At 72.1% G+C, this 22,971-nt stretch carries 21 protein-coding genes; 12 read left to right on the top strand and 9 right to left on the bottom strand.

What is annotated here, in order from left to right; all coding sequences use genetic code 11:
* The first annotated feature begins 22 nt into the window (after positions 1–22).
* Positions 23–1,465: a putative adhesin gene (locus OHS18_RS06100; RefSeq protein WP_328616260.1), complete on the top strand. Its 1,443-nt coding sequence runs from the start codon at positions 23–25 to the stop codon at positions 1,463–1,465.
* Positions 1,466–1,495: 30 nt separating this feature from the next.
* On the opposite strand, the gene OHS18_RS06095 is transcribed toward OHS18_RS06100, so the two are convergent.
* The 6 genes from OHS18_RS06095 to OHS18_RS06070 form a co-directional block, all read right to left on the bottom strand.
* On the bottom strand, positions 1,496–1,903 hold the full coding sequence (locus OHS18_RS06095; RefSeq protein ID WP_328455197.1) for an STAS domain-containing protein: 408 nt from the start codon (positions 1,901–1,903) through the stop codon (positions 1,496–1,498).
* A gap of 114 nt (positions 1,904–2,017) precedes the next feature.
* Positions 2,018–3,403: an LCP family protein gene (locus OHS18_RS06090; protein WP_328616259.1), complete on the bottom strand. Its 1,386-nt coding sequence runs from the start codon at positions 3,401–3,403 to the stop codon at positions 2,018–2,020.
* 218 nt (positions 3,404–3,621) lie between these two features.
* Entirely contained in the window at positions 3,622–5,736 is a 2,115-nt protein-coding gene (locus OHS18_RS06085; protein WP_328616258.1) for a hypothetical protein, read from the bottom strand.
* A gap of 88 nt (positions 5,737–5,824) precedes the next feature.
* Positions 5,825–6,157, bottom strand: a complete 333-nt coding sequence (locus tag OHS18_RS06080) for a DMT family transporter (protein WP_328616257.1) — start codon at positions 6,155–6,157, stop codon at positions 5,825–5,827.
* Between the two features lie 16 nt (positions 6,158–6,173).
* Complete coding sequence (locus tag OHS18_RS06075; protein ID WP_328616256.1) at positions 6,174–6,332, bottom strand: hypothetical protein; 159 nt, start codon at positions 6,330–6,332, stop codon at positions 6,174–6,176.
* 1 nt (position 6,333) lies between these two features.
* Entirely contained in the window at positions 6,334–7,038 is a 705-nt protein-coding gene (locus OHS18_RS06070) for a class E sortase (RefSeq protein WP_328616255.1), read from the bottom strand.
* Between the two features lie 246 nt (positions 7,039–7,284).
* Between OHS18_RS06070 and OHS18_RS06065 the strand changes: the two genes are divergently transcribed.
* Together OHS18_RS06065 and OHS18_RS06060 are read left to right on the top strand one after the other, a co-directional pair.
* On the top strand, positions 7,285–8,316 hold the full coding sequence (locus OHS18_RS06065) for a C40 family peptidase (protein WP_328455209.1): 1,032 nt from the start codon (positions 7,285–7,287) through the stop codon (positions 8,314–8,316).
* 182 nt (positions 8,317–8,498) lie between these two features.
* The gene (locus OHS18_RS06060) at positions 8,499–10,103 is read left to right on the top strand and encodes a PucR family transcriptional regulator (protein ID WP_328455211.1); all 1,605 of its coding nucleotides are present in this window, start codon (positions 8,499–8,501) and stop codon (positions 10,101–10,103) included.
* On the opposite strand, the gene OHS18_RS06055 is transcribed toward OHS18_RS06060, so the two are convergent.
* The 3 genes from OHS18_RS06055 to OHS18_RS06045 are packed head-to-tail and all read right to left on the bottom strand — an operon-like array spanning position 10,100 to position 12,949.
* Positions 10,100–11,068 carry a hypothetical protein gene (locus OHS18_RS06055; protein WP_328616254.1) on the bottom strand — a complete coding sequence of 323 codons (969 nt, stop codon included), beginning with the start codon at positions 11,066–11,068 and terminating at the stop codon, positions 10,100–10,102. The two genes, OHS18_RS06060 and OHS18_RS06055, sit on opposite strands and share 4 nt — an antisense overlap.
* Before the next feature lie 10 nt (positions 11,069–11,078).
* Positions 11,079–12,275, bottom strand: a complete 1,197-nt coding sequence (locus OHS18_RS06050) for a lytic transglycosylase domain-containing protein (protein ID WP_328616253.1) — start codon at positions 12,273–12,275, stop codon at positions 11,079–11,081.
* Positions 12,272–12,949, bottom strand: coding sequence for a Pvc16 family protein (locus OHS18_RS06045; protein WP_328616252.1), 678 nt, complete (start codon positions 12,947–12,949; stop codon positions 12,272–12,274). Before OHS18_RS06045 ends, OHS18_RS06050 begins: the two co-directional genes overlap by 4 nt.
* 290 nt (positions 12,950–13,239) lie before the next feature.
* Between OHS18_RS06045 and OHS18_RS06040 the strand changes: the two genes are divergently transcribed.
* The 9 genes from OHS18_RS06040 (at position 13,240) to OHS18_RS06000 (ending at position 22,966) form a co-directional block, all read left to right on the top strand.
* Entirely contained in the window at positions 13,240–15,714 is a 2,475-nt protein-coding gene (locus OHS18_RS06040) for a hypothetical protein (RefSeq protein ID WP_328616251.1), read from the top strand.
* 172 nt (positions 15,715–15,886) lie between these two features.
* Positions 15,887–17,419 carry a phage tail sheath family protein gene (locus OHS18_RS06035; protein ID WP_328455221.1) on the top strand — a complete coding sequence of 511 codons (1,533 nt, stop codon included), beginning with the start codon at positions 15,887–15,889 and terminating at the stop codon, positions 17,417–17,419.
* A 7-nt stretch (positions 17,420–17,426) separates the two neighbouring features.
* Positions 17,427–17,888, top strand: coding sequence for a phage tail protein (locus tag OHS18_RS06030; protein ID WP_328455223.1), 462 nt, complete (start codon positions 17,427–17,429; stop codon positions 17,886–17,888).
* Between the two features lie 11 nt (positions 17,889–17,899).
* The gene (locus OHS18_RS06025; protein WP_328458932.1) at positions 17,900–18,298 is read left to right on the top strand and encodes a phage tail assembly protein; all 399 of its coding nucleotides are present in this window, start codon (positions 17,900–17,902) and stop codon (positions 18,296–18,298) included.
* Complete coding sequence (locus OHS18_RS06020) at positions 18,295–18,450, top strand: DUF6760 family protein (protein WP_328455225.1); 156 nt, start codon at positions 18,295–18,297, stop codon at positions 18,448–18,450. Before OHS18_RS06025 ends, OHS18_RS06020 begins: the two co-directional genes overlap by 4 nt.
* Before the next feature lie 27 nt (positions 18,451–18,477).
* The gene (locus OHS18_RS06015; RefSeq protein ID WP_328616250.1) at positions 18,478–21,144 is read left to right on the top strand and encodes an eCIS core domain-containing protein; all 2,667 of its coding nucleotides are present in this window, start codon (positions 18,478–18,480) and stop codon (positions 21,142–21,144) included.
* Positions 21,145–21,165: 21 nt separating this feature from the next.
* Complete coding sequence (locus OHS18_RS06010) at positions 21,166–21,627, top strand: phage tail protein (protein WP_328455229.1); 462 nt, start codon at positions 21,166–21,168, stop codon at positions 21,625–21,627.
* Positions 21,628–21,630: 3 nt separating this feature from the next.
* Positions 21,631–22,149 (top strand): phage tail protein, encoded by a 519-nt coding sequence (locus OHS18_RS06005; protein WP_328616249.1) that lies wholly within the window; start codon positions 21,631–21,633, stop codon positions 22,147–22,149.
* A gap of 4 nt (positions 22,150–22,153) precedes the next feature.
* A complete protein-coding gene (locus OHS18_RS06000; protein WP_328616248.1) occupies positions 22,154–22,966 on the top strand; it encodes a LysM peptidoglycan-binding domain-containing protein in 813 nt (270 codons plus the stop codon).
* Positions 22,967–22,971: the final 5 nt, after the last annotated feature.

Here is a 22,971-nt window from a genome sequence, read left to right as displayed (position 1 = left end):
CCGACCGGAAGGAACCGGAAAGATGCGTGATCTCATCGTCAGCGGCCACGGCTCGTTCGATCCGAAGACGGATCCGCCCCGGGTCAAGCTCGGCGCCGGCCAGCGGCTGAAGGTCTACCAGGAGCCGCTGCACCTGCTCTCGGACGAGAAGGGCCGCGACCTCGAGCAGCTCGTCCCCGCAGCGCTCGAGCACCCGGTGCGGACGTTCGAACCCGGCGAGTGGTGCCCCAACTACACCATCACCCCGCCGTTCGGCCTGGACGTCCACCGGGTCGACCCGGACGACCCGGGCTTCCGCCAGCTCGTGCCCGACCGGAACCGGCTGCTCGCGGAGATCCTCGCCGACGGCGCCAACGCGGGCTGCACCGTCTACTGGGCGGCCTGTCTCGCGGTGCGGCTGAACTCCGTCGGCGGGAACACCGTCGGGGTCAACACCGGCTGGGACGGCACGTCCCGTGACCAGCGTTCGTCGCCCGCGCTGCCGGCCGCCGGGCTCGTGGCGGAGGTCCGGGCGCTGCCCGACTACCACCCGTCCACTGAGGACGGTCGCTACGTGGACCTCCTCGCCCGGCACGCCTACCCTTCCGGTGGCCGGCCGACCGAATCCGTCCTCACCATGCTGGCTTTCCTCGCCGCGGCCGCGAGGCGCGGGCCGGCCGCGCTGATCGACGTGTTCGCCAAGGATCTGAACGAAGAGGACCGACGGGGGTTCCTGCTCAACGACACCTTCCGCTGGTGGCTCGCGGAGAACGGGCTGCGCATCCCCGGTGAGATCACCGATCCGGTGCTGCGGAACCAGGATCCCCGGTTCTGGACCCCCGGGGGCGAGGCGCTCGACGACGCCGCGGTCCTGCCGGTCCTCGCCGCGGGGAACGCCGCGGCGCTCGCCGCGCTCGAGCCGGATCACCCGGTCCAGGCCGTGGTGACACCCAGCGGGCTGCTGCTCGTCGGCGGCGAGCACCCGGCCGCGGTGATCGAGTACGTCACGGCCGATCCGGCGCACGGGTTCGCCGCGGTCAACCGGACCGTCGTCGACGGGCAACCGCACCTCGTGATCATCGACTGCCCACCGGCTTCGCGCGGTCCCGTCTACCAGGCGCTCGGTGATCTCGGTGAGCCGAGCATCTGGTTCGACGTCCCGCCCGGCGCCGTCGCCGGGCCGGACACCTGGGACTGGGACGACCTGGCGCTGCGCAACCGGTCGGCGCTCGACGACCTGTGGCGGGGCCAGGAGATCCCGTTCCTGGCCGACGACGCCGTGGTGCTGCTCGGACCCGGCGAGTACTTCACCGCCGAGCACATCGCCCGGGTGCGCGCACTGGGCACGGAATACGAGGGCGTCTTGCGGAACAACGTCCTGACCGGGTACGACGTCACGGGCTGCCCACCGCACTTGCGGGCGGCGTTCGCGCAGAACCTCGAGCTCGCCGGCATCCCGGCAGGCAAGCTCGACTTCGTCGAGTGAACCTGCCGTGTATCCGCCCACCCGGATCCTTCACCGGTCGGCTGCGGCGTCTCCGGCCGACTCCGTGATCGTGAACAGGGTTTCGATGCCGATCTGCTGGAGTACCCGCCGCACCGGTCGCGCCGGCGCGACGACCGCGAACGGCACCCCGGCGACCGCGCAGCCGGCGTGCGCGGCCACCAGGACGCTGACGCCGAGGGCGTCGCATTCGAGCACACCCCGCAGGTCCACCGCCACCGCGGTCGCTCGCTCGTGGACGGTCTCGAGCTGGGCGGCCAGTGCCGGGCAGGTGGCCCAGTCGAGGCGGCCCGCCACCGACACCACCGTGACGGATCCGCTGCTGCGCACCCGTATCTTGAGCCGCTGCGCGGAGGTGGCGGGGGACGGCGGGGCGGGGTTCGGCGCGGGGGTTTCCCGCGGGGTGTCGAGGACGGTCATGACAACGACTGTGCCGAAGCCGGGCCGCCGCGGGCAAGGCGTTCCGGTCCATCGTGGACGATCGGCCGGGGGCCGGGCCCGACCGGCCTGTCCGGCCGGGCCCGCGCCGGCCGATCAGTCGACGCAGGGAATGCCGCCACCATCGACGGTACCGTCCGGCGGGGGCGCGACCGGGGTGTCGGCCGCACCGGTCGATTCGGCCGGGTTCGCCGGGTGCGGCAGCCGGAAGTCCGCCCCCAGGACCACGAGCACGTGTCCGGCCGCCACCGACCCGGTGGCCCGCACGGGCAACCCGCCGAGCAGCTTCGCGGCCAGCAGGGCGTCGGCCGCGGCCCCCGGCCCGTAGTCCACTTTGGTCCGCTTGCCCCGGGTGTGGCGCGCCGAGCCGTCCCGGAACCCGTGCTGCTTCAGCAGATCCGCGACCGACGCGGCCGGCCCGGTGCGGCCGGACGCGTCGAGCACGTCGGCGACCGACCGGGGGACCGGCGCCGCCGGCTCGAACACCTGCCGGACCGCGGCCCGCACCTTCTCGACGTCGACCTCGTTCACGTCCTGGCCGTCGACCTCGGCGAAACCCTCGACCGGCAGCGTGGAGAACTCGAGGTTCCCGCCGGTGAGGTCGCGGGCCTGCCGGACGAACGCGAGCAGGTCCCAGCCCGCCGACACCACGACGTCCTTGCGCGCGGTTTCGATCAGCGCGCCGAGCTGCCCGAGGTCGGTGAAGGTACCGGCGGTCCGGAGCTTGTGCGTCACCGACGCGAGGAAAGCCTGCTGCCGGTGGGTCCGATCGAGGTCCCCGTTGGTCAGGCCGTGACGCTGGCGCACGAACGCCAGCGCGCGGGCCCCGTCGAGGACCTGCCGGCCGGCGGGGAAGTCCGCGCCGGAGTAGCTGTCCCGGACCGGGTGGTTCAGGCACACCTCGACGCCGCCGAGCGCGTCGGCCAGGTCGTAGAACCCGGCGAGGTTGACCTCGGCGAAGCGGTCGATCGGGACGTCGAGGAAGTCGCGCACGGTGCGCAGGGTCGCTCCGCGGCCGGCCTCGCGGCCGCGGGACTCCAGGTCGGCCCGGTCGGTGACGCCTTGGCGCCGGAGCGCCGTCTCCGCGTGGAACTTCGCCAGGCCGTAGGCTTCCTTGATCTTGGCGTGGGTCCGGCCGGGAATGCCGCGGACCGCCACGTAGTCGTCCCGGGGGATGGACACCGCGGTCGCGCGCCCGCCGCCCGCGGGCAGGTGCAGCAGGATGAGCGTATTGGTGTTGTACCCGCCTTCGGTGCCGTCGCCCGCGTGGAGCCGGTCGAGGATCTCCGGCGGCAGCATGGCGCCGTCCTGGTCCTTCCGCGAGTCGAGACCGATCAGCAGGATGTTCAAGGCGCCGCCGGTGGAGCGGGCGCCGCCGGCGAGGGCGTCGGAGGTCTGCACGCCGTCGAGCAGGCGGCCGGCCGTCGTCGCCGCGATCCCGGTGCACACCAGGACCAACGCCGACGCCGTAGCGGCGAACACCTTGCCCGCCGTCAGGAGTGGGCGGCGTCGGCGGCGGCGGGACCGCCGGGTCCGAAACGGTGACTGCTGCTGGTGCACGGGGTTCCCCTTCGGTTTTCGTCTCCCAAGGGGGATGCGCGGCCCGGCCCGCCGGTTGGCCGTCCGGTCCGGTGACCCCGCTCACCAGCGCGAACGGGCCGGCGAACGCAGTCCGGCCGGCCAGGCCGATCGGCTGTGGCTCAGTTCGGGGAGGGGCTCGCCACCCCGGGCGGTTCCTCGGTGGTGAGTGAGGACGTGTTCGCCAGCCAGACGCCCCCGTCGTCGTCGACGATCAGCACGATGCCGGCCTCCTGTGACTGCCGCACCCATTCGAACAGCTGCAGTTCGTCGAAGGTGGTGGTGAACAGGTGCTGGAGCTGGTCCTCCCCGACCCAGCAGTCGGTGCCCTGCACCTTCACCTGCCACCACGTCCGGTCGTCGGCGTCGGTCAGCACACGCAGTTTTTCGCAGTCGGGGATGACCAGCGCGCGGTGCAGGAGGTAGTCCCGGAGGGGATACGCGACGGTGTCGTTGATCCAGCCGATGAAGTCGCCGTCCATGACCATGGTGTCGTCGCAGGTCTCGCAGGCCGGAAGCACGTGCGTCGCGACGCGAACGCCGGTCGCGGTCTCCACGACGAGCAGTTCGCCGAGCCTGCCGATGACGGTGCAGGTCGGCGTCGCTTGGTACAGGTCGAGCAGGCGGATCACCTTCCCGCCGCTGAGCTGCACGCACCGATCGGCGGTAGCCGTTTTCGCGGATACCGGTTCCAGTGTGTCGAGAACCGTTCTGGGCAGGGGAAACGTCGTGTTGTCCTGCCAGATGAGCAACTGGGTGCCGCTGTCGTACCGCGCCCGAGGCAGGCCGACCGGCGGAAGCTGTTCCGGCAAAGGCTTTTCCGGATCCGGCGGGGTCAACTTCGCCATGTCGAAGAAGGCCTTGCGGCCTTTGGCTCGGAGGAAGTACGCGGGTATCCTGTACTTCTTCCGCGCGTCCGCCGCATTGTCCGTTGTCATCAGCATTTCCGGCCTGCCGTCGAGGGCGAACCGCAGGCCCTCGACGGTCACCGTCCTGGTTGCGCTGTCGTAGCTCGCCTCGGGCAGTGTTTCCGCCCACGCGGTCAACGCACTCGGGGGAACGGGCTGGTCGCGCTTCTTTCCGCTCTGCTCGGGCTTCAGGTCGCCGGCGCCCACGAACGTCAACAGCTCGATCGGGCAGAACGCGTCCTCGTCGACGCAGACCACGCACCGCGGTAGTTCACCGGTGACCAGCTTGAATTCGAGCGCGGCTTCGAGCGCGGTTTCCTGCGTGTCACCGGCGTCGAAGGCGTACCAGCCTTCCGCCGGGACCACGCCTCCCACGTGAACCAGGTAGACGTGACGCTCCGCGTAGCCGGCGGGCCGGACCGGGTTCCGCTCGATGTGCGTGAGCTTCTTTTCCTGTCGCCGCAGGGCCACCACGACCGGGTCGGTATCGGACACCTCGAACTCGCGCCGCGAACACTCGCCTGCGGGGACCGAGTACGCGACCCGGCCCTTGTGCTTGAGGGTGCCGAACAGGAAACGGAGATCGGACAGGCCGGTACCGGCCAGCAGTGACTTGAACGACCGGTCCGGGATCCGGTTCGGCTCGGCCTGGTTCACCGTCCACACCGTGACGAGCTTGTCGAGCGGTGCCGACCACTTGTGGTAGTCGTGGACGAACTCGACCGTCTCGTCAGGTCCGGGCCGCGCGTCCGGGAAGTTCGCCTCGGTGTAAGCAAGCAGTTCCCGCACCCGGACCAGGTCCCGTTCCAGCTCCAGCACGTCGGTCTGGTGCTGCCGGGCGGTCTGCTCGGCCCTCTTCTGCGCCGCGTCCAACCTGGTCGGCGCGGACTTCGCCGCGGTTTTCGCCGGCGCTGGAGGTGGCGCCGGCGCAGGGTAGGCGGCGTTCTTCGCGGCCCACAGCTTGTGGTACGCCGTGTCCAGGAGGTCCGCGATCCGAGATCGGTGTTTCCGGTACCAGTCGAGGGCGTTGGTCTGGCTCGTCTTGCTCAGGTCCACGAGGTTGCCGGCACCCGGGTGGAAGTTGTCGGTTCCGCCGTACCAGACGTGCAGATTTTTGAACGCCGGCAGGTTCGGAGTGGCGTGCACCTGGCTGCAGGACGTGCTTTCCAGCGGGGTGCCGAGGATCAGCGTGATGTGGAAGGTCGAAAACTCCGGGCACTGGTAGACGGCCGAGACCGTGGAATGGGGGTTCTGCCTGGTCCAGGTCGAGTTGCCCAGCTTGAGCACGAGGGGCGGGAACGGTCTACCGGGACCACCGGGCGTCGACATGCGGTTCACCTCCTGGGGATGGCCGACTCCAGGGTGCGCGCGCGGCCGGCGACCACGGTTGCCTCGTGGGGCAGTGGCGCGGGCAAGCTCACCCGGTGCCGTGGCTCACCGTGCAGACGAGCACGACGCCGGCGCCGATGAGCGCCAGGCCCGCCGCCAGGCCCAGGCTGATCGGTTCGCCGAAGAACACCCGATTGGCCAGTGCTACCAGGGCGATGCCCCCGCCCGACCAGACCGCGTAGACGATCGTGATGGACAGCCCGAGCCGCACGACCTGCGCGTCGAGGAAGAAGGAAAGACCGTAGCCCGCGACGACGCCGACGGCGGGCAGCCAGCGCGTCAGGCCGTCGGAGAGCCGGAGGCAGACCGTCGCGAACACCTCGACCAGCACCGCGAGTCCGAGCAGGAGCCACTTCAGCATGCGAACACCTCGAGCGTCACGGCGTGACCGTGGAATCGGAAAAGGGCAACCACTGGTCGACGACCGGGAACACCAGGTACCACAGGCCGAAGGCGATCAGCACGGCCGTCGCGGCCAGGATGGCCGTCTTCAGGAGTGCGCCGCCCGGGAGCGCGCGCCACAGCAACCCGTACACCTCACGCCCCCAGTTCCGCGGGCTTGCCGGGCTGCCGCGCCTTGTCCTGCGTCCGCGCCAGCTCGCCGAACACGATCAGCCGCTGCTTGTTGCTCCACTTCGGATTGCACGTCGTGAGCGTGATGCTCGCGACCTTCGGCGGCGTGCCCGGCGCGTCCGGCACCGGCGCGACCACCGACGTCCGGGTCGGGGCGACCACTTCGCTGCGCGTGACGACGTAGACGAACCACTGCGTCCGCGTTTCCACCACCAGCGCGTCGCCCGCGTGGAGCCGGTCCAGGTTCCAGAAGACGCTCGGCGAGCGGTGCCCGGCCACCGCGAAGTTCCCCACCCCGCCGGGTGACTGGGTGCCGGGGTAGTGCCCGGGTCCCCGGCGCAGCGCCGCCTGGGTGACCCCTTCGACGATCGTCCAGTGTGCGCCGAGCGCCGGTGCGTACAGCCGCGAGAACGGCGCTCCGGAATCCGGCACCGCCGGTGCGGCGGCCGGTGCGGCCGTCCCGTTCCACAGCTGGTCCAGCTGCTGGTCGGCGTGCTGTTGAGCCGCCTCGTACTCGGCCGACTTGCCCCAGATCTCCCACGCGGCCAGCAGACCCAGCACGACCGCGAAGGTGAGGATCAGCTCGGCCAGCGTCCGGACGGCCGTGCGCAGGACGCGCAGCGGCGCCGGTGGTGGTGGGTACACGCGGGTGCCCGCGGTGGCGACCATCCCGACCTCCTTCCCGCTCCTGATCCGTGGGTCCCACCCTCGGCCGGCCGGGGGTGGATCACCGCTCCCGTTCGGGCAGCTTTTCGGCCCGCGCCGGAAGCCGGGGGCCGTCCCCGCCTTCGCAGCCCGGCCCGATCAGGCAGCCCGGCGTGCCCCCATCGGCGGGCCGAAAGTGAGCGGGGGCGACAGCGGCCGGCTCGTAGCGTGAGCGGTGCTCGCCGTCGCCGACCGGAAAAGAGTGCGTGCATGCGGTTCCCGTCTTCGGTACCGGTCCTCGCCGTCACCGCCCTGCTGCTCATCGGGACGGCGGTGCCCGCGCGCGCCGACGACGCGCCGACCACGGTGGCGGGGCTGCTCACGCACTACCTGGACCTGGGGCACGAGGCCGAAGCGGTCAACGAGCAGCTGCTCGGGGCGCAGGACGACCTGACAGCGGCCCAGCAGGCCGCGCGGACCGCGAGCGCCGCCGCGGCCGCCGCCACCCAGCGGTGGCAGCAGGCGCAGGGCGTGGCCGACGGACGGGCGGCGAGCGAGCAGCGGCTCGTCGCCCTGCTCGCGACGACCCGCGGTGACGACCCGCTCCGTGACCTGCTGCTCACCGGGGACGTCGGTCAGTTCCGGGCCGCGGCGGACGCCGGTCTGCTGGCCGGGTTCACCGACGACTCCGCGTTGCGTGAGGCCGACGCCGAAGCCGCCGGCGCGGCTACGCTCCGGCAGCAGGCCACGACCCGGGAGGCGACCGCCGCGGCCGCCGAGAGCAAGGCTCAGGCCGCCGCGGACGCGGTCCGGACCCGCCGCGACGCGCTGGCCGGGAAGATCTCGGCCGTCCGCGCCGCCCTCGACGCGATCCCCGCCGACCAGAAGTCGCTCCTGCAGACCGACGCCGCCGCGCCCGCGGGCCCGGTCGCCGTGCCGGCGGGGGCGGTGGGCACGATCCTGGCCTTCGCGCTGGCCCAGCTCGGCAAGCCGTACGTCTGGGGGGCGACCGGGCCGGACTCCTACGACTGCTCCGGGCTGGTGCAGACGTCGTACGCGGCGGCGGGTGTGCGCATCCCCCGCGTCTCGGCGGCCCAGGCGACCGTGGGCCGGGTGGTGGGCCGGGCCGAGGTGCGGGCGGGCGACCTGATCTTCTTCTACCGCCCGGTGCAGCACGTCGCACTGGCGCTGGACGGGACCCGGGCCGTGCAGGCGGCGACGTTCGGCCAGCCGGTCAAGATCTCGCCGATCGACGCGATCGGCCCGATCACGGTGATCAGAAGACTGCTTCCCGGAGAGTAGCGGCCCCAGTGACGCCTGTAACGGTGAGTAACGAAATTTGACATAACGATGGCGCATGTCCCACTTTTGAGGTACGAATAGACGAAGTCGACTGGCCGAACGGCGGAATAGAGCCACCTGTTCCGTGACTGTGTGTGCCTGATCGCCGTCATTCCAGGGGGACAGACCGGTGGAGGTTGCCCGTGCGCTTCGACACCACGCCGATGCCGCGGACGCCGATGCCGGGCGACGGCTCGACCCAGCGCGGAGCGCGCTCGTTGACCGTCGAGGACCTGCTCGCCGACCTGCTCCTGCGGGACGCCCGGGTGCTCGCCGGCGGTCGCGGCACCGACCGGCCGGTCGTGGACATGCAGTGGTGGGGCGGCAACGAACTGCCCGAGTGCACCGACCAGATCCTCGTCCACGAGAGCGCCGACGGGCTGCCGCCCTACCTCCTGGAGGCGGGCCTGCGCCGGGCCCGTGACGGTGGGGCGAGCGCCGTTCTGCTGGTCGGGGCCCACAGCCCCCCGATCTCCTCGACGATCCGGCTGGCCGACCGGCTGACGATCCCGCTGATCGCGGTGGAGTCCGAAGAACCCCGGTCGTTCGCGCACGCACTGGCCGTCCTGCTCCGCTCGCCGCAGCTGACCCGGGCGGCGCAGGTCGAGGCGCTCGTGCGCCGGCTGCGATCCCGGCGGCGGACCCCGGACGTCGTGCTGGGCGCGCTGCGCGACGTCGCCGGTCTCGAAGCGACCGTGCTCGCCGGGGACGGGTCGCTCCTGCTCGGCGCGGCCCAGCCGTTGCCCGGCTCCGCCCGCCTCGACCTGGCCGTGCCGCAGCAGCTCCCGGTCACCGGCGGTACCCTGCTGCTGCAGCCCGTGTACGGGCCGGCCGCCCGCGGCACCGTCGCGTGGCTCGCGCTGCGGCTCGAGTCCAGCCGGCCCTACGTCGTCGAGAACGCCGCCGATCTGCTGTCCATCCTCGAACCGGCGATGGCCGCCTGGCTTTCGGAGGAGCGCCTGGCCGCCGAGCAGAACGCCCGCTCCCGTTCCCAGCTGCTCACCGAACTGCTCGAGCGCGGGGAATCCGTCGGCAAGGAGACGGTCCACCAGGCGGTGGCCGCCGGGTGGCGGCTCTACGGCTGGCACACCGGCGTCCACATCGGACTGCGCGGCGGCGGGGACGACGACCGCGACTTGGTGCTCATGCAGTTCGAACGCGTCCGCCGGGTGCTCACGGCGGCCGGCATCGAGGGCACCCTCGTCGAACGCCCGGACGGCTGGTCGGCCTGGGTGACCTCGTTCGGCCAGCCGTCCGTGCTGCAGCAGCGCGAATTCGGCGAACGGGTGCGCAAGGCGCTCGACGCGATGCCCGCGCAGTGGGAGATCTTCGCCGGGATCGGGCGGCCGCACGTCGGCATCGTCGGCATCGCCGCCACCCTGAGCGACGCCCGGGACGCCGCCACGCTGGCGCGCACCGACCGGTCCAGCCGACGGGTGAAACACGTGGAAGACCTCGGCGTGTCGCGGATCCTGTTGTCGTGGCAGGGTTCGGAGGACCTGCGCGCCTACGCCAACTCCGTGCTGGCGCCGCTGCGCCGGGTGCAGTCCGGGCAGCTGCTCGAGACCCTCCGGTCCTACCTGGACAACCGGTCCTCCATCGGGCTGACCGCCGACGCCATGAGCCTGCACCGCAACACGATCACCACCCGGCTCAGACGCATCCGCGACGTGCTGGGAGTCGACCTCGACGACCCCGACGAGCGCCTGGCGCTGTCCATGGCCTGCCGCATCGTCGAGGCCGACTAGATGTCGTAGATCGCGTCGTCCGCGCCGACGGCCTGGTGGACCCGGTAGTGGAACAGGCCCCTGATGTCACCCGGGGGCAGCCGCGCGAGTTCCTCGTCGGAGTAGTTCCGTTCTCCGCCGCGGGTCCACTGCGACTTCGTCAGGAACTCCTCGCACCAGGACCCCGCATCTCCGTCGACCACGCAGTCGATGATCTGTTCGCCGGGACCGAACAGCGCGACGAAGGCGTCGAGGATCTCGTCGGAGGCGTACCCGCCGTCGGCGGGGGCCAGACTGAGGTGCGCGCCCGTGGAGAACTCGGCCCCGTCCTTCCGGGTCGTCGTCACCACGACGGTGAGGCAGCTGCTGACCGGGGTGAAGGTGGTCTCATGCGGCCGCTGGGCTCGCCCGACCTGGCCCTCGGCGAGCACTTTGCTCCCGAGGTCGGTGTCCGCCGGGTTTGCCGGAGCCGGATCGGCCGGAACCTCCGCGTCCGGGGGCCGCGCCTCCTCCAGCGCGACGAGCAGCTCGTACAGCTCGGTGGTCAGGCCCTGGAGGCGTTCGACGTCACTGACAGCGCTCTCGTAGTCCTCGACGAGGTGGTGGTAGCCGTTGCGGGCCGTCGCCACCTCCCGCTCCAGCTCCGCTCGCAGCTCGGCGTTCCGGCCGGCCGTCATCGCCTTCTCGGCCCGGTCGTGCTCCGCCTTGGCCCGCTCGATCCGCGGGAGGTTCTGGCGGGCGTCGTCCACCCGGGAGTTCACGACCTCGACGACCTTGTCGATGAGCCGCGTCAAGCGGCCCCGGGCGTCGTCGTACCAGTACTCCGCCACTTCGGCGATGCTGTGCCCGGCGAAGGCGTCCCGGAGGTCGCCGTACAGGCCCATGATGAGCGCCGACCCCGATTCGCGGGGTCTGACGGCGGTTTCGTCGCGGGTGAAGGTGCTCTCCCACCAACCCGGGAACTGGATTTCTCGCGGCGCGGTCATGGTTCCTCCTTCAGGGTAGGGACACCGTCACGCCGAGCACCGACAGCGACAGCAGGGGCGGCGGTGTGCTCGGGGTTTCCGCCGGTGCCGCCGGCGGGCTCGTGGGTGCCGCGGTGGTCTCCGCGGGCGGGGTGGCGGCCGGGGGCGCGACCGTGCTCACCGGCGCGGTCGTCGCCGGTGCACCCGGGCCGGTGGCGGGCACCGTGGCGCCGGGCTCCGGGGTACCCGAGTCCGGGACGAACGCGCCCGGGCCGCTGACGGTGCCGGCCGGTGGGGGTGCCGGGACCGCGGCGGCACCGGCCGGTCCGGCACCGGGACCGGCTGTCGCCGGGGCGCCGGGCACCGGCGGCACCGGACCGCCGGTGGTCGTGACGTACCCCGACCCGTACGACTTCGCCAGCGCCAGCACGGTGTCCGCGTAGTCGTCGGAGTGGTTGTACCGCAGCACCGCGGTGCGCAGCTGCGCGTCGTCCCGCAGGTCGCCCGGGCCGCTGCACAGGTACAGACCCGCGGCCAGCGCGGCGTCGAAGATGTTGTCCGGGTCGGAACGGCCGTCGAGGTTGCCGTCCGCCTTCAGCGACCGCCAGGTCCCGGGCAGGAACTGCATGGGCCCGACCGCGCGGTCGTAGCCCGGGTCGCCGTCGAGCGCGCCGCGGTCGGTGTCGCGCACCAGCGCGAACGGGCTGCCGGTCAGCTGCGGCCCGCGGATCGGGATCGTGGTCTCGCCGTCCGCGCGCAACGCCGACCCGCCGAACCGGCCGTGGTTGGTCTCCACCCGCCCGATCGCGGCCAGCACGGTCCAGCTCAGCCCGCAGCCGGGGTCGGCCGTCGCGAGCAGCGCGGCACCGCGCTGGTAGGCCTGCAGCGCCGTGGCCGGGATCCCGGCCACGGCCAGGGCCGGCACCACCGGCTGGTCGGAACCGCCGGGCAGCGCCGCGATCGGCGGCACGACCGGGATCGCGTTCTGCAGCGGCAGTACCGGCACCACCGGCAGCGCGGGCGTCCCGGCCGGCGCGGGCGCGGGTTCGTCCTGCGCGGCCGTCGAAAGCACGGTGTCGCCGGCGGAGCCGAGGGCCAGGGACGCGACCAGCGCGGCGATCGACACCGACACGCCCGCGAGCGCGAGCGGGCGCCGGTAGCCGAACCGGGTCTCCCGCTGCGGCACCACCGGTTCCCGGGTGATGTACCGCCGGACCGGCGTGCTCATTCCGCCTCCCGCGTCCGGTCGTCCCCCGGCCGGACGCGTTCCCGCACGCGCACCTTCGACCAGCGCGAGTCCGGCGCGGTCCGCACCGAGCGCCAGTGCCCGGCGACCGTCCGGTCGCGGGCCCGCTCGTCGTGCGCGCCGGCCTCCAGCTGCAGCTGCTCGACCTTCGCCGGGATGTCGGTGAGCATCGGGGGCAGCAGCGGCGCGGTCACGTCCAGCAGGAGGTGGGCGCCGCCGGGCCCGGTGCCGAGCTCGCCCGGGTGCGCCGCCGCCGGCCCGGTGATCTCCAGGGTCACCGGGAACCCGGTCGCGGCCAGCCGTTCGCCGGCGACGTCGCCGGGCAGCACGTCGTGGATCGCGCACGCGGCGAGGACGGTGTCGAGTGCCGCGTGCTCGGCCTCCGGTGTGGCCGCTCGCGCGGAGATCACGTACCGCATCCGGTAGCGCCGCAGCGGGGGCTGCCGGCCGACGACCTGCCCACGGGCGTCCCGGACCTCGCTCCACTCGGCGGCGCCGCGGCCGTCGGCCGCCTCGGCGATGCCGTGCAGGACCAGGTGCAGCACCGCGTGCTCGCCCGGCGGCTCGGCGCCCGGCCGGCCGAGGCTCACGACCGTCTCGTCGTCCAGGTAGCGCCGCAGCAGCGCGCTCACGGCGTCGTCCACGTCTCGGATCACCGCTCCAGCGTGCGGCCCGGGCGGCCCGTCTCCGGTGAGCGGTCGCGCACCGGCGGGTGCACCGACGCTGCCCGGACGGGCACCCGTCGTGGTCGAGGTGCTCAGGCGACGCCGCAGAGGCGCCGGGTGTCCGGCCCACGAGCACCGCCGGGTGCCCGATGGGGCACGGATGCGGTGTGCGTGCCCGAAAGCGCACCGCCCGAGTGCCCTTCCGCCTTCGCCGCGAGCCACCCCGGGTGGTCCGCCCGCGGCGCGATACTGCGGTTCTCCGGACCGCTGGGAGCGCGACGATGACGAAGCCGAAACCCGCCACCGACCTCGATCTCACGTTCCTGCCGCCCGATTTTCAGCTCGGCTTCGTGGTGCACGAGAGCCGCCCGAGCAGCCTGAAGGAGCTGCTGGGCAAGGACCGGCGGTGGCGCCGGCTGTTCACGCACTGGCTGTCGGAGGTGAGCGGCGAAGCCGGGACCGGCGCGGCGCGGGCGTTCGAGGACCTGATCAAGACCCACGAGCGCACCGCGAAGTACCCGGCCTTGACCAAGGCGAACGAACGCCAGTGGAACGACCTGATCGGCCGGTTCCGCGAGTTCTGCCAGCGGATTCGCGACCACCTCGCGGCCCTCGCCGAGCAGGTCGAGCGGGAGCGGTACGCGGTGCCCGCCGGCACGCTCTCCGGCGGCTTTTCCTGGCTGCCACCGGACATGCGGGTGCGGTTCGTCGTCGAGGAGAGCCGGCCGAAGAACCTGCGCGAGCTGATGAAGAACGACAACCCCGACTGGCGGAACCTCTTCGCGGCGTGGCTCGCCGGCCAGGACCGCGACAGCGCGGACTCGTTCAAGGCCCTGCGCAAGTGGTTCCGGGACCACGGCCGGAGTTACACAGCGCTGGCGAAGGAGCTGGGCAAGGCCGACGAAGCAGCCTGGAACGGCGCGTTCCCGGCGTTCCTGGACACGTGCGCGAAACTGCGGGAGAAGATCGGCGCCCAGGTGAAAGCCACCAAGAAGGCGGACGTCGGGGCCGAGGCCGAACGGCGGCTCGTGGGGGCGAGCACCGCCCGGCGCGTCGCGCGGTTCGGGCCGGACGACGTCAAGGGGCTGATCGCGGTCGAAGCGAGGATGCTGGCCGCCACCGCCGGGATCAAGCCCGTCTTCGCCGCGACCTATTCCGCCTACGCCGAGGCCGAAGGCTGGAAGTCCCGCGACGAGGCCAAAGCACTCCTCGAAGCCGCGTACACCGCGCTCATGTCGTGCGAGGGCGAACTGCGCCGCACGACCGGGGTGCTGCGGGGTCTCGACCCGAAACGGGTGCGGGACCGGGACACCCGGAACGACCCCGCGCCCCTGATCGGACCCGCGCAGTACGAGGAACTCGGGACGGCCTGGCGGAACTACCTCGCCGCGCTGGAGAACCTCGGCGACGCCACCGTGCGGGCCGCGAAGCTGTGCGACGCGTGGGCGCGCAAGAGCACCGCGGGAAAGCTCAAGGAAGACTTCGCTTCGGCCTTCCCGGTGGTCAACGGCTGCCTGCTCGGTGCCGAAACCCTCGTCTGGACCCTGCGGATGTGCGTGGTGTCCGCCGGGCTCGCCGGCGTGGCCGCGTTCCCGCTCGCGCCGGAGGTCACCGCGCTGGTCAGCTCCGCGATCAGCGCGGCGCACACGATCGTCGCCGAGCTGATCCGGGGTCTGGTGGCCTACTCGGCGGCCGGCGACCGCGAGACGGTCGAGCGGCACCTCGGCGCCGAATACGTCGCGAAGCTGAAGGAACTCGACGCCAAGGAGGCCGCGGAAGCGGCAGCCGAGGACGGCGCGCCGGGCACCGGGTCCGCCGTCGCCGGCGGCGTGGCGGCGGGCCTGCCCGGCCTCCTGGACGTCGGCGCGCGGTCCGCGATGAAGGTGCTCAGGGACGACACCGCGAAGATGAAGGTCGTCACCGCGATGCCGGTGGTCGGCGAGGTGATCCAGGGGCTCGGACTGGTCGTGAAGTGGGGCGAGCAGCTGAACCCGAAGGAGCTGCGCGTCACCGAGCCGCAGCGGCGGCAACGGCTGCTCGAAGCGCTCAAGCACGCGTGGTCCGAGCTCGACGCGATCGGCGAGAACCCGGACCGCGAAGTGACGGTGCACGGCTACGACGCCGGCCACGACGCGTTCTACGTCGACCTGAACGGCGAACGCGGCTGGGTCTGGAACGGCCGGTTCACCCCGGACGACCGCACCAGGGCCGCCGGATTCGTCGTCAAGGCGTTCGAGCGGGAAAGCGAGCTGTTCCAGATCGACGAGTACTTCGTGACGGCACTCGGCCCACAGGGCCAGGCCCTTCCGATGACCGCGCCCGTGCTCACCGAGCAGTTCCTGGGCGACGAAGACGGGTACTTCTACTTCCGGACCCACGTCCGCGCGACCGTCGACGGCCACTTCCTGCTGGGAGAAGCGAGGATCGCCGTCACGGCGGAAGGCCGGGCCCGGATCTCCGACGGCCCGCACCCGCTCGCCGGCGCCGAGGACCGGCTCGGCCCGCTCACCGTGCTCCTCTGGCAATGCCGGTCCCTCGAACCCCTGCCGGACGAGGTCCCGGTGGACTTCTGGCGCGACCTCGTGGACAACGGGCTTCAGGAGTGGGCCGAGGAGCACCTGGACCGGACGCAGGTGCCCGACGAGCCTCTCTACTTCGGGCATGCCCACAGCCGGGGCGACGGGCTGCTGTGGCGGATCCACACCCACGACGACTCGTTCGAATTCGGGGTCCCGTACCCCCTTGACGCGGCCTGAGCCCGGCCGCGGGCCGCGCCGTGTCCCCGACCGGGACACGGCGCGGTCGCTCCGGCCGGTTGCCCGAACGGGTAAACCCCTCTGCCCGGTCCGCGTGGCCGAGCGAGCACCTTGATCGGCTTCGCGGATGTGAAGCTCAGCCAGCGGCAGCAAGTCAGCCCAGGGAGGCCCAATGCCCAGCTATCTCGCACCCGGCGTGTACATGGAGGAAGTCGCGTCCGGCTCGAGGCCCATCGAGGGGGTCGGCACCGCGGTGTGCGCGTTCGTCGGGTTCGCCGAGAAGGGACCGCTCAACGAACCGACCCTGGTGACGAACTGGAGCCAGTTCACCCAGGTCTTCGGGGACTTCGTGACCGGTTCGTACCTCGCCCCGGCCGTCTACGGTTACTTCCTCAACGGCGGTGGCGTCGCCTACGTCGTCCGCGTCGGTCCCGACGGGGAGGCCAAGCCCGTCGCCGCGCGGGCCGAGGTGCCGGCGATCGGCGGTGACGGCAAGCGCGCCTTCACCGTCCGCGCCATCGAAGCCGGTGCCGAAGGCGAGCAGCTGTCGGTGGAGATCGGCGAGGCCAGCGAGAACACCGACGACAACTTCCGGCTGGTCGTCAAGCGCGCCGGTGAGGTCGTCGAGACCTTCGACAACGTGTCCATGAAGCGCGGCAGCAACAACGTCGCCACCGCGGTCAAGCAGCGGTCCAAGCTGATCGCCGTCGAGGAGGCCAAGTCCGCCGGCGCGGTCGCGCTGCCGCAGAAGAACGAACTGGTCCCGCTCGCCGGGGTCGTCGCCGAGCAGAGCCAGGACGTCGGGGCCCAGGACTACGTCGGGAACGCGGCCGACCGCACCGGTTTCGCCGGGCTCGAGGCCATCGACGAGATCACCATGCTGTGCGTGCCCGACCTCATGGCCAGCCACCAGCAGGGCGCGATCGATTCCGACGGTGTCAAGGCCGTGCAGCTGGCCATGATCGCCCACTGCGAGCTGATGGCCGACCGCGTCGCCATCCTCGACACCCCGGCCGGGCTCGGCGCCCAGCAGGTCAAGAACTGGCGCACCGAGATCACCGGCTACGACAGCAAGTTCGCGGCGATGTACTGGCCGTGGGTCAAGGTCATGGACCCGGTCGGCGGGCGGCCGGTGCACGTGCCGCCCAGCGGGCACGTCGCCGGGATCTGGGCGCGCAACGACGCCACCCGCGGCGTCCACAAGGCACCGGCCAACGAGATCGTGCGCGGCGCCATCTCGCTGGAACTGGCGATCACCAAGGGGGAGCACGACCTGCTCAACCCGGTCGCGGTGAACTGCCTGCGGTCCTTCCCCGGGCAGGGCATCCGCGTCTGGGGAGCGCGGACGCTCTCGAGCGATCCGGAATGGCGCTACCTGAACGTGCGCCGGTTGTTCAACTTCGTCGAAGAGTCGATCCTGCAGGGCACGAACTGGGTGGTGTTCGAACCGAACGACCCCAAGCTCTGGGACTCGGTCAAGCGCACGATCACGATGTTCCTGCGCGGCGTGTGGCGGGACGGCGCCTTGTTCGGGCGGACCCCGAACGAGTCGTTCTTCGTCAAGTGCGACGAAGAGAACAACCCCGCCGAATCCCGGGACCAGGGCATCCTGACGGTCGAGATCGGCATCGCGCCGGTCAAGCCGGCCGAGTTCGTGGTCTTCCGCATCTCGCAGTTCTCCGACGGATCGTCACTCGAGGAATGAGGTCAGCATGACAGCAGGGCTCGGACCGCAGCAGTCGCAGGACGCCCTCACCGCGGCGCGGTTCTCCATCACCATCGACGGCTACGAGGTCGCCTCGTTCTCGGAGCTCTCGGGCATCACCACCGAAGTCGAACCCGTCGACTACATGTCCTCTTCGGACCGGGAGATCAGCTTCAAGAAGCTGCCCGGCAAAGCGAAGCCGCCGACGGTCGTGCTCAAGCGGGGCAAGACCATGGGCATGGAACTGTGGTCGTGGCACCAGGCGGTGCTGATGGGCAACATCGCCGCCGCGCGCAAGAGCTGCTCGCTGGTGATGTACAACTTCGACGGCAAACCGGTGGCCCGGTACTACCTCGAGAACGCGTGGCCGTCCAAGCTGGAGGTCGGCGCCCTGCGCGCCGGCAGCAGCGAGGTGCTGATGGAGACGGTCACCATCGTCTGCGAGCACCTCCAGCGGGTGTCGCCGTGAGCACCGCGGCGATGCCCCGCCCGGACCACGACACCGGGTCCCTGCGCACCGAGTACCCGTTCACGTTGCCGCGCGGGTACGTCGACGAAGCGGGTCACGTCCACCGCGAAGGTGTGATGCGCCTGGCCACCGCGCGCGACGAGCTGGCCCCGCAGAACGACCCCCGCGTCCGGCAGAACCCCGCCTACCTCACGGTGCTGCTGCTCGAGCGCACGGTGACCGGGCTGGGGTCGGTGACGGCGGTCGACTCGTTCGTCATCGAGAGCCTGTTCGCCTCCGACCTGGCGTTCCTCCAGGACCTCTACCGGCGGGTGAACCAGGAGGGGCACACCGCGGTCGAGGTCGGCTGCCCGTCGTGCGGGCACGCCTTCGCCGTCGACGTGGCGGGTGATGCCCCGGGGGGATCGTGACGTACGCGGCCGACCGCCTCTGGGAGGAGGTCGCGTACGTCGCTTACTACTTCCACTGGCCGCTCGACACGATCCTCGACCTCGAACACGCGCACCGCCTGACGGTGATCGGCGAGATCTCGAAGATCCACGACGTCATCAACGCCGGATGACCGGCCTCGATCCCCGAGGAAGCACCCATGCCCTGGCCGTTCCGGCGCCGGACCCCCGGACCCGTGGTCCCGGAGTCACCGCCCGCCCCCCGCTCGCCGGCGCCCGCCGCGCCCCGGCCGTCCTGGGCCGCCGTCGCGACGTTGCGCCCGACCATCCCGCTCATCGCACCGCTGGTCGGGACCCGGCTGCGGGTGCCGCCCGAGATCGCCACCACCCGGGCGCTGCTCGTGCGCAAGCACGCCGTCGAGCACGACGTCCCGGTGGCGCGGGGCCTGGTCCACGGCCTGGCCACCGCCCGGGCCGTGGCGGACCCGGGGACCGGCGGCCCGCCGGCGTCCCCGCACCCGGCCCACCGGCCCGCGCCCGCCGCGCCCCGGCTGACCCACCCCGTCCTGACGCGGGCGACCGACACCTACGTCGGACAGGCGCGGGAGCCGGACGAGCCGTTCCGCGCCCCGGCGTGGCTGCGGGCCACCCCGCCGCCGCCGGAGGAGACCGGGTCCGGCGGCCCCCTCCCGGCGTTCCTCACCCACCCGGCGCCGCCCGAGCCCGACCCGCGGCCCCGGCGTCGCAACCTCGGCCAGAGCAGGCGGGTCGGGCTCGGGCAGCCCGCGCTGAGCCACCCGCGGCCGGGCGAGCCCGGGAGCGCGGCCGCGGCGGACTCCGACGACGAACCGGAGGACGACGGGGACCGGGCGCCGGAGGTCCCGCCCGCGCCGCCCCCGCGACCGCGACCCCGGCCGCCCCGGCCCGAGCCGGTCGTCGCCCCGCCGCCGGAACCGGCCGCGGGCCACCGTGACCCGGCCACGGCGCCGGCGCGGCCCGCCTACCGGGTCCTCGGCCACCCCGCCACCGCGCGGCTGCCCGAACGGCCGGAGCAGCTGGCCGCCGACCTGCCCAGCCCGGCCGGGCCGGCGAGCGTGCCCGGGGACATCGCCGACCACTTCCGGCGCCGGTTCGGCACCGACGTGACCCAGGTGCCCGTGCACCGCGGGCCCGAGGTGTCGCACCGCGCCTCGGCGTTGAACGCGCGGGCGTTCACCGCTCGCGGCGAGGTCTACCTGCCCGCCGAAGCCGGGCCGATCGAGGGGCGGCAGGCCCGGTCGCTGCTCGCCCACGAGCTGACCCACGTGGTGCAGCAGCGCACGACGACCACCGTCGCGCACGAGCACAGCGCCGACGGCCGGAACCTGGAGAACCAGGCCCGGGAGACCGAACGCGACTTCGGCGGCGACGTCCGGATGGTGCACCCGGCCGCACCGCCGCGCCCGCTCGCCGCGGAACCGGCGGACGTCCTCGACCCCGAGGCCTACGCCGAGCGGATCGCCGAGGAGCTCGTCCGGCGCGGTGTCGCCCACCGGGACGGCACGGCCCTGGTCTTCGGCGACGTCGTGCCCGACGCGGTCCTGGCCGACTCCGTGCAGCGGGCCGCGGTCGACGAAGACGAAACCCGGGCGGAGCTCAAGGACCTGTTCCGCGACATCAACGTCCGGCGCAACGAGCAGGTCTTCGAGCCCGAGGAGCAGGCCCGGGCGCTGGCGCACTTCCTGGCGTCCAACGAGGACCTCGTCCCGCTCCGGTGGGAGAACGCCAGCGAAACCGAGCTCCGGTACGAGCTCGGTGAGCTCGCCAAGCAGTACAACCTCCTCAACCCGCGCGCCGTCCTGTCCCACGACAGCGTCGAGAAACTCGCCGCCTACCTCTGGGAGACCAAGCAGGCCACCGTGTTCGGCGACCCGGCGTCGGCGGACGGCGAGGAGGTGTTCGGCAAGGACCGTGAGCTGGAGTCCTACGGTCAGTGGGGCCGGGAGGTCGGGCTGAGTCTGGCCGAGACCTGGGGCGGCATGCTCGGGTTCCGGTTCGACCGGGAGACCGAACGCGAAATCCTCGGCCTGGACCCGGAAGCCGACGAGAAGTCCGCACGACCGGCGAAGGCCGAGGAGGAGTCCGGGGCCGGTTCGTCGTCCGCGGGGGCGGGTGCCGCACGGCGGCAGGCGGCCGCCGGCCCGGCGGACGCGTCCGCCGGGAGCGCGAAGCCGGTGGGCCTGCCCCGGTTCAGCCTCACCGGGACACCGGACGACGACGCCGAGCCGGCCGGGGCCACCGAGACCACGGGCCCCGCCGCGCCCACCTCGGGCACAGCGAAGGCCGGCAAGCCGTCGCTCGGTCTGGGCGGCGCGCTCGACGCCGGTGGCGCGAGCGCGAGCAAGAAGCTGCCCGCGATGGCCAGTTCGTCGTCGGCGAGCCGGCTCGCCGCGGAAAAGGAAGAAGCCGAAGAGGCCGAGCAGGAACGCGAAGAGCGCAGACTCCGGGACTCCGGCCAGTGGGGCCGCGAGGTCGGGCTCGACCTGGCCGAAACCTGGGGCGGCATGCTCGGGTTCCGGTTCGACCGCAAGACCGAGCGGGAAATCCTCGAACTCCCACCCGAGCCGGAAAAGCCGGCCGAGGAGAAGACCGCGGACGACGAGCACGACGACTCGTACCTGTTCGGCGGCCGCCGGGGGGACGGCCCGGTCGTGCGCACCGGGATCGGCCGGACGCTGACCGACTCGGGGCGACCGCAGATCGACCCCGCGGACATCGACTCGGCCGAACTGGTCGAGCAGATCTACCGCTTCGTGAAGCAGAAGCTGAATTCCGACGTCCTGGTCGACCGCGAGCGGCACGGGTATCTGCGGGACATCCGATTCTGAGAGAGCAGCTAGGAGAAGGCGATGGCGATCAAGGGTGACGACAAGCAGCTGCTCGCGATGGCGAACCGGTTCAAGGTGGTGATCGACCAGGGGGCCTACGACCTGGGCTCCTGGTCGAAGGTCACCGGCCTGGACGTCACCTGGGACGTCGCCGAGTACCGCGCCGGCGACTCGTGGAACCACCGCTGGTACTACCCGGGCAACACGAAGTACCAGACGATCAAGCTGGAACGGGCCGCGTGCAAGGACACCAACGTGGTGAAGAAGTGGCTGAACGAGGGCGCGACCAAGCCCAAGTTCTACACCGGCACCCTGAAGCTCTACGACGCCAACAACGACGCGGTCACCGAGTGGGAGCTGCGCAACGTCGTCCCGGCCAAGTGGAGCATCGCCGGGTTCGAGGCCGGCTCGAGCAAGGTCGCGCTGGAGACGCTCGAACTGCAGCACCTCGGCTTCCTCGACGACGAGCAGAAGGCGGTCTGAGCCGTGGCTTCCGACCTGTTCATGCCACCGGGGCGGGGCGCCGGCGCGGGGCGCGGCAAGGGACCGTCGCTCGGGATGACGATGCGCTTCGGCGTGGTCACCCAGGACGCCGCCCAGAAGATCGACCTCGGTTTCTGGCGCAGCTGCAAGGGGATCGCGGTCGACTTCGAGACCGAGAACGTGGTCGACGGCGGGCACTACGAGACCCAGGCTTACCTGCCGAACGGGCTGAAGTACCAGACGGTCCGGCTCGAACGCGTGATGACGCCCGACGGCTCGAAGGCCGTCCAGGGGTGGTTGCGGGACATGGTCGACAACTGGGTCAACGGCGACGGTTCCTACCGGGGCGGTTCGGCGACCATCACCCTGTTCGACGCGTCGAACCAGGAAGTTCTGAAGTGGACCCTCCAGAACGTGTTCCCGAAGTCGTGGAAGGGGCCGGACCTGGACGCGAAGTCGAGCGAGTTCGCGATCGAGGCCCTGGAGCTCGTCCACGAAGGATTCCTGCACAGCGAAGGGTGATCCGATGGCCGAAGGATTCGACGACCTCGGGGCCGGCCAGGCCAAGGCGATGCTGACCAGCCTCGACGTGATGATGCCCGGCATCGTCGTGTTCGACTTCAACCCCACCAAGATCCAGCTGCAACGCCGGGTCGACCTGAAGACCCGGGGGATGGTGGGCCCGCGCACGACCAAACCGCGCGGCGCCACCGGCAGCCAGTTCAAGAAGAGCGAGGCCAGCACCATCACCGTCGGCGACATCACCTTCACCGGGATGGACACCAAGCCGCGGTGCGACACCCTGCTCGGCTGGGCCAGCCCGGGCGGCAGCCAGGTGGGCGCCACGCTCGGTGGTGCGGCCAACGTCGCCCGGCGCACTGGGAAGAGCTCGCTCAAGGGCGCGCGGAACAAGCCGGCGCGCAACGTCAAGAAGCTCGGCCTGATCAGCCAGGACCTCGCCACCCGGCTGCCGATGCTGGCGTTCTCCTGGGGCCCGCCGACCGCCGCGTTCCTCTACACCGTGATGCTGCAGAGCGTCACCGTGTCCTACACCAGGTTCACCGACCTGGGGATCCCGATCCGCGCCAAGGTGTCCCTGGACCTGAAGGAGCAGCCGAACTTCATCGACTCCTACCCGACCAACCCCACTTCCGGCGGCCCGCCCGGGCGCAGCGGGCACATGGTGACCGCGGGGGAGACCCTGCAGCAGATCGCCACCGAGCGCTACGGCAGCCCCGGCACCTGGCGGGAGCTCGCGGAGAGCAACGGCATCGACGACCCGCTGCGGGTCCGGCCCGGCCGGGTGCTCTACCTGCCCCACCCCGGCGAACGGAGGTGACCCGG

The sequence above is a fragment of the Amycolatopsis sp. NBC_00355 genome, from assembly GCF_036104975.1.
GTDB lineage: Bacteria > Actinomycetota > Actinomycetes > Mycobacteriales > Pseudonocardiaceae > Amycolatopsis.
The sequence above is the reverse complement of the archived record's forward strand: the minus strand, read 5'-3'. Positions and strand labels throughout refer to the sequence as shown.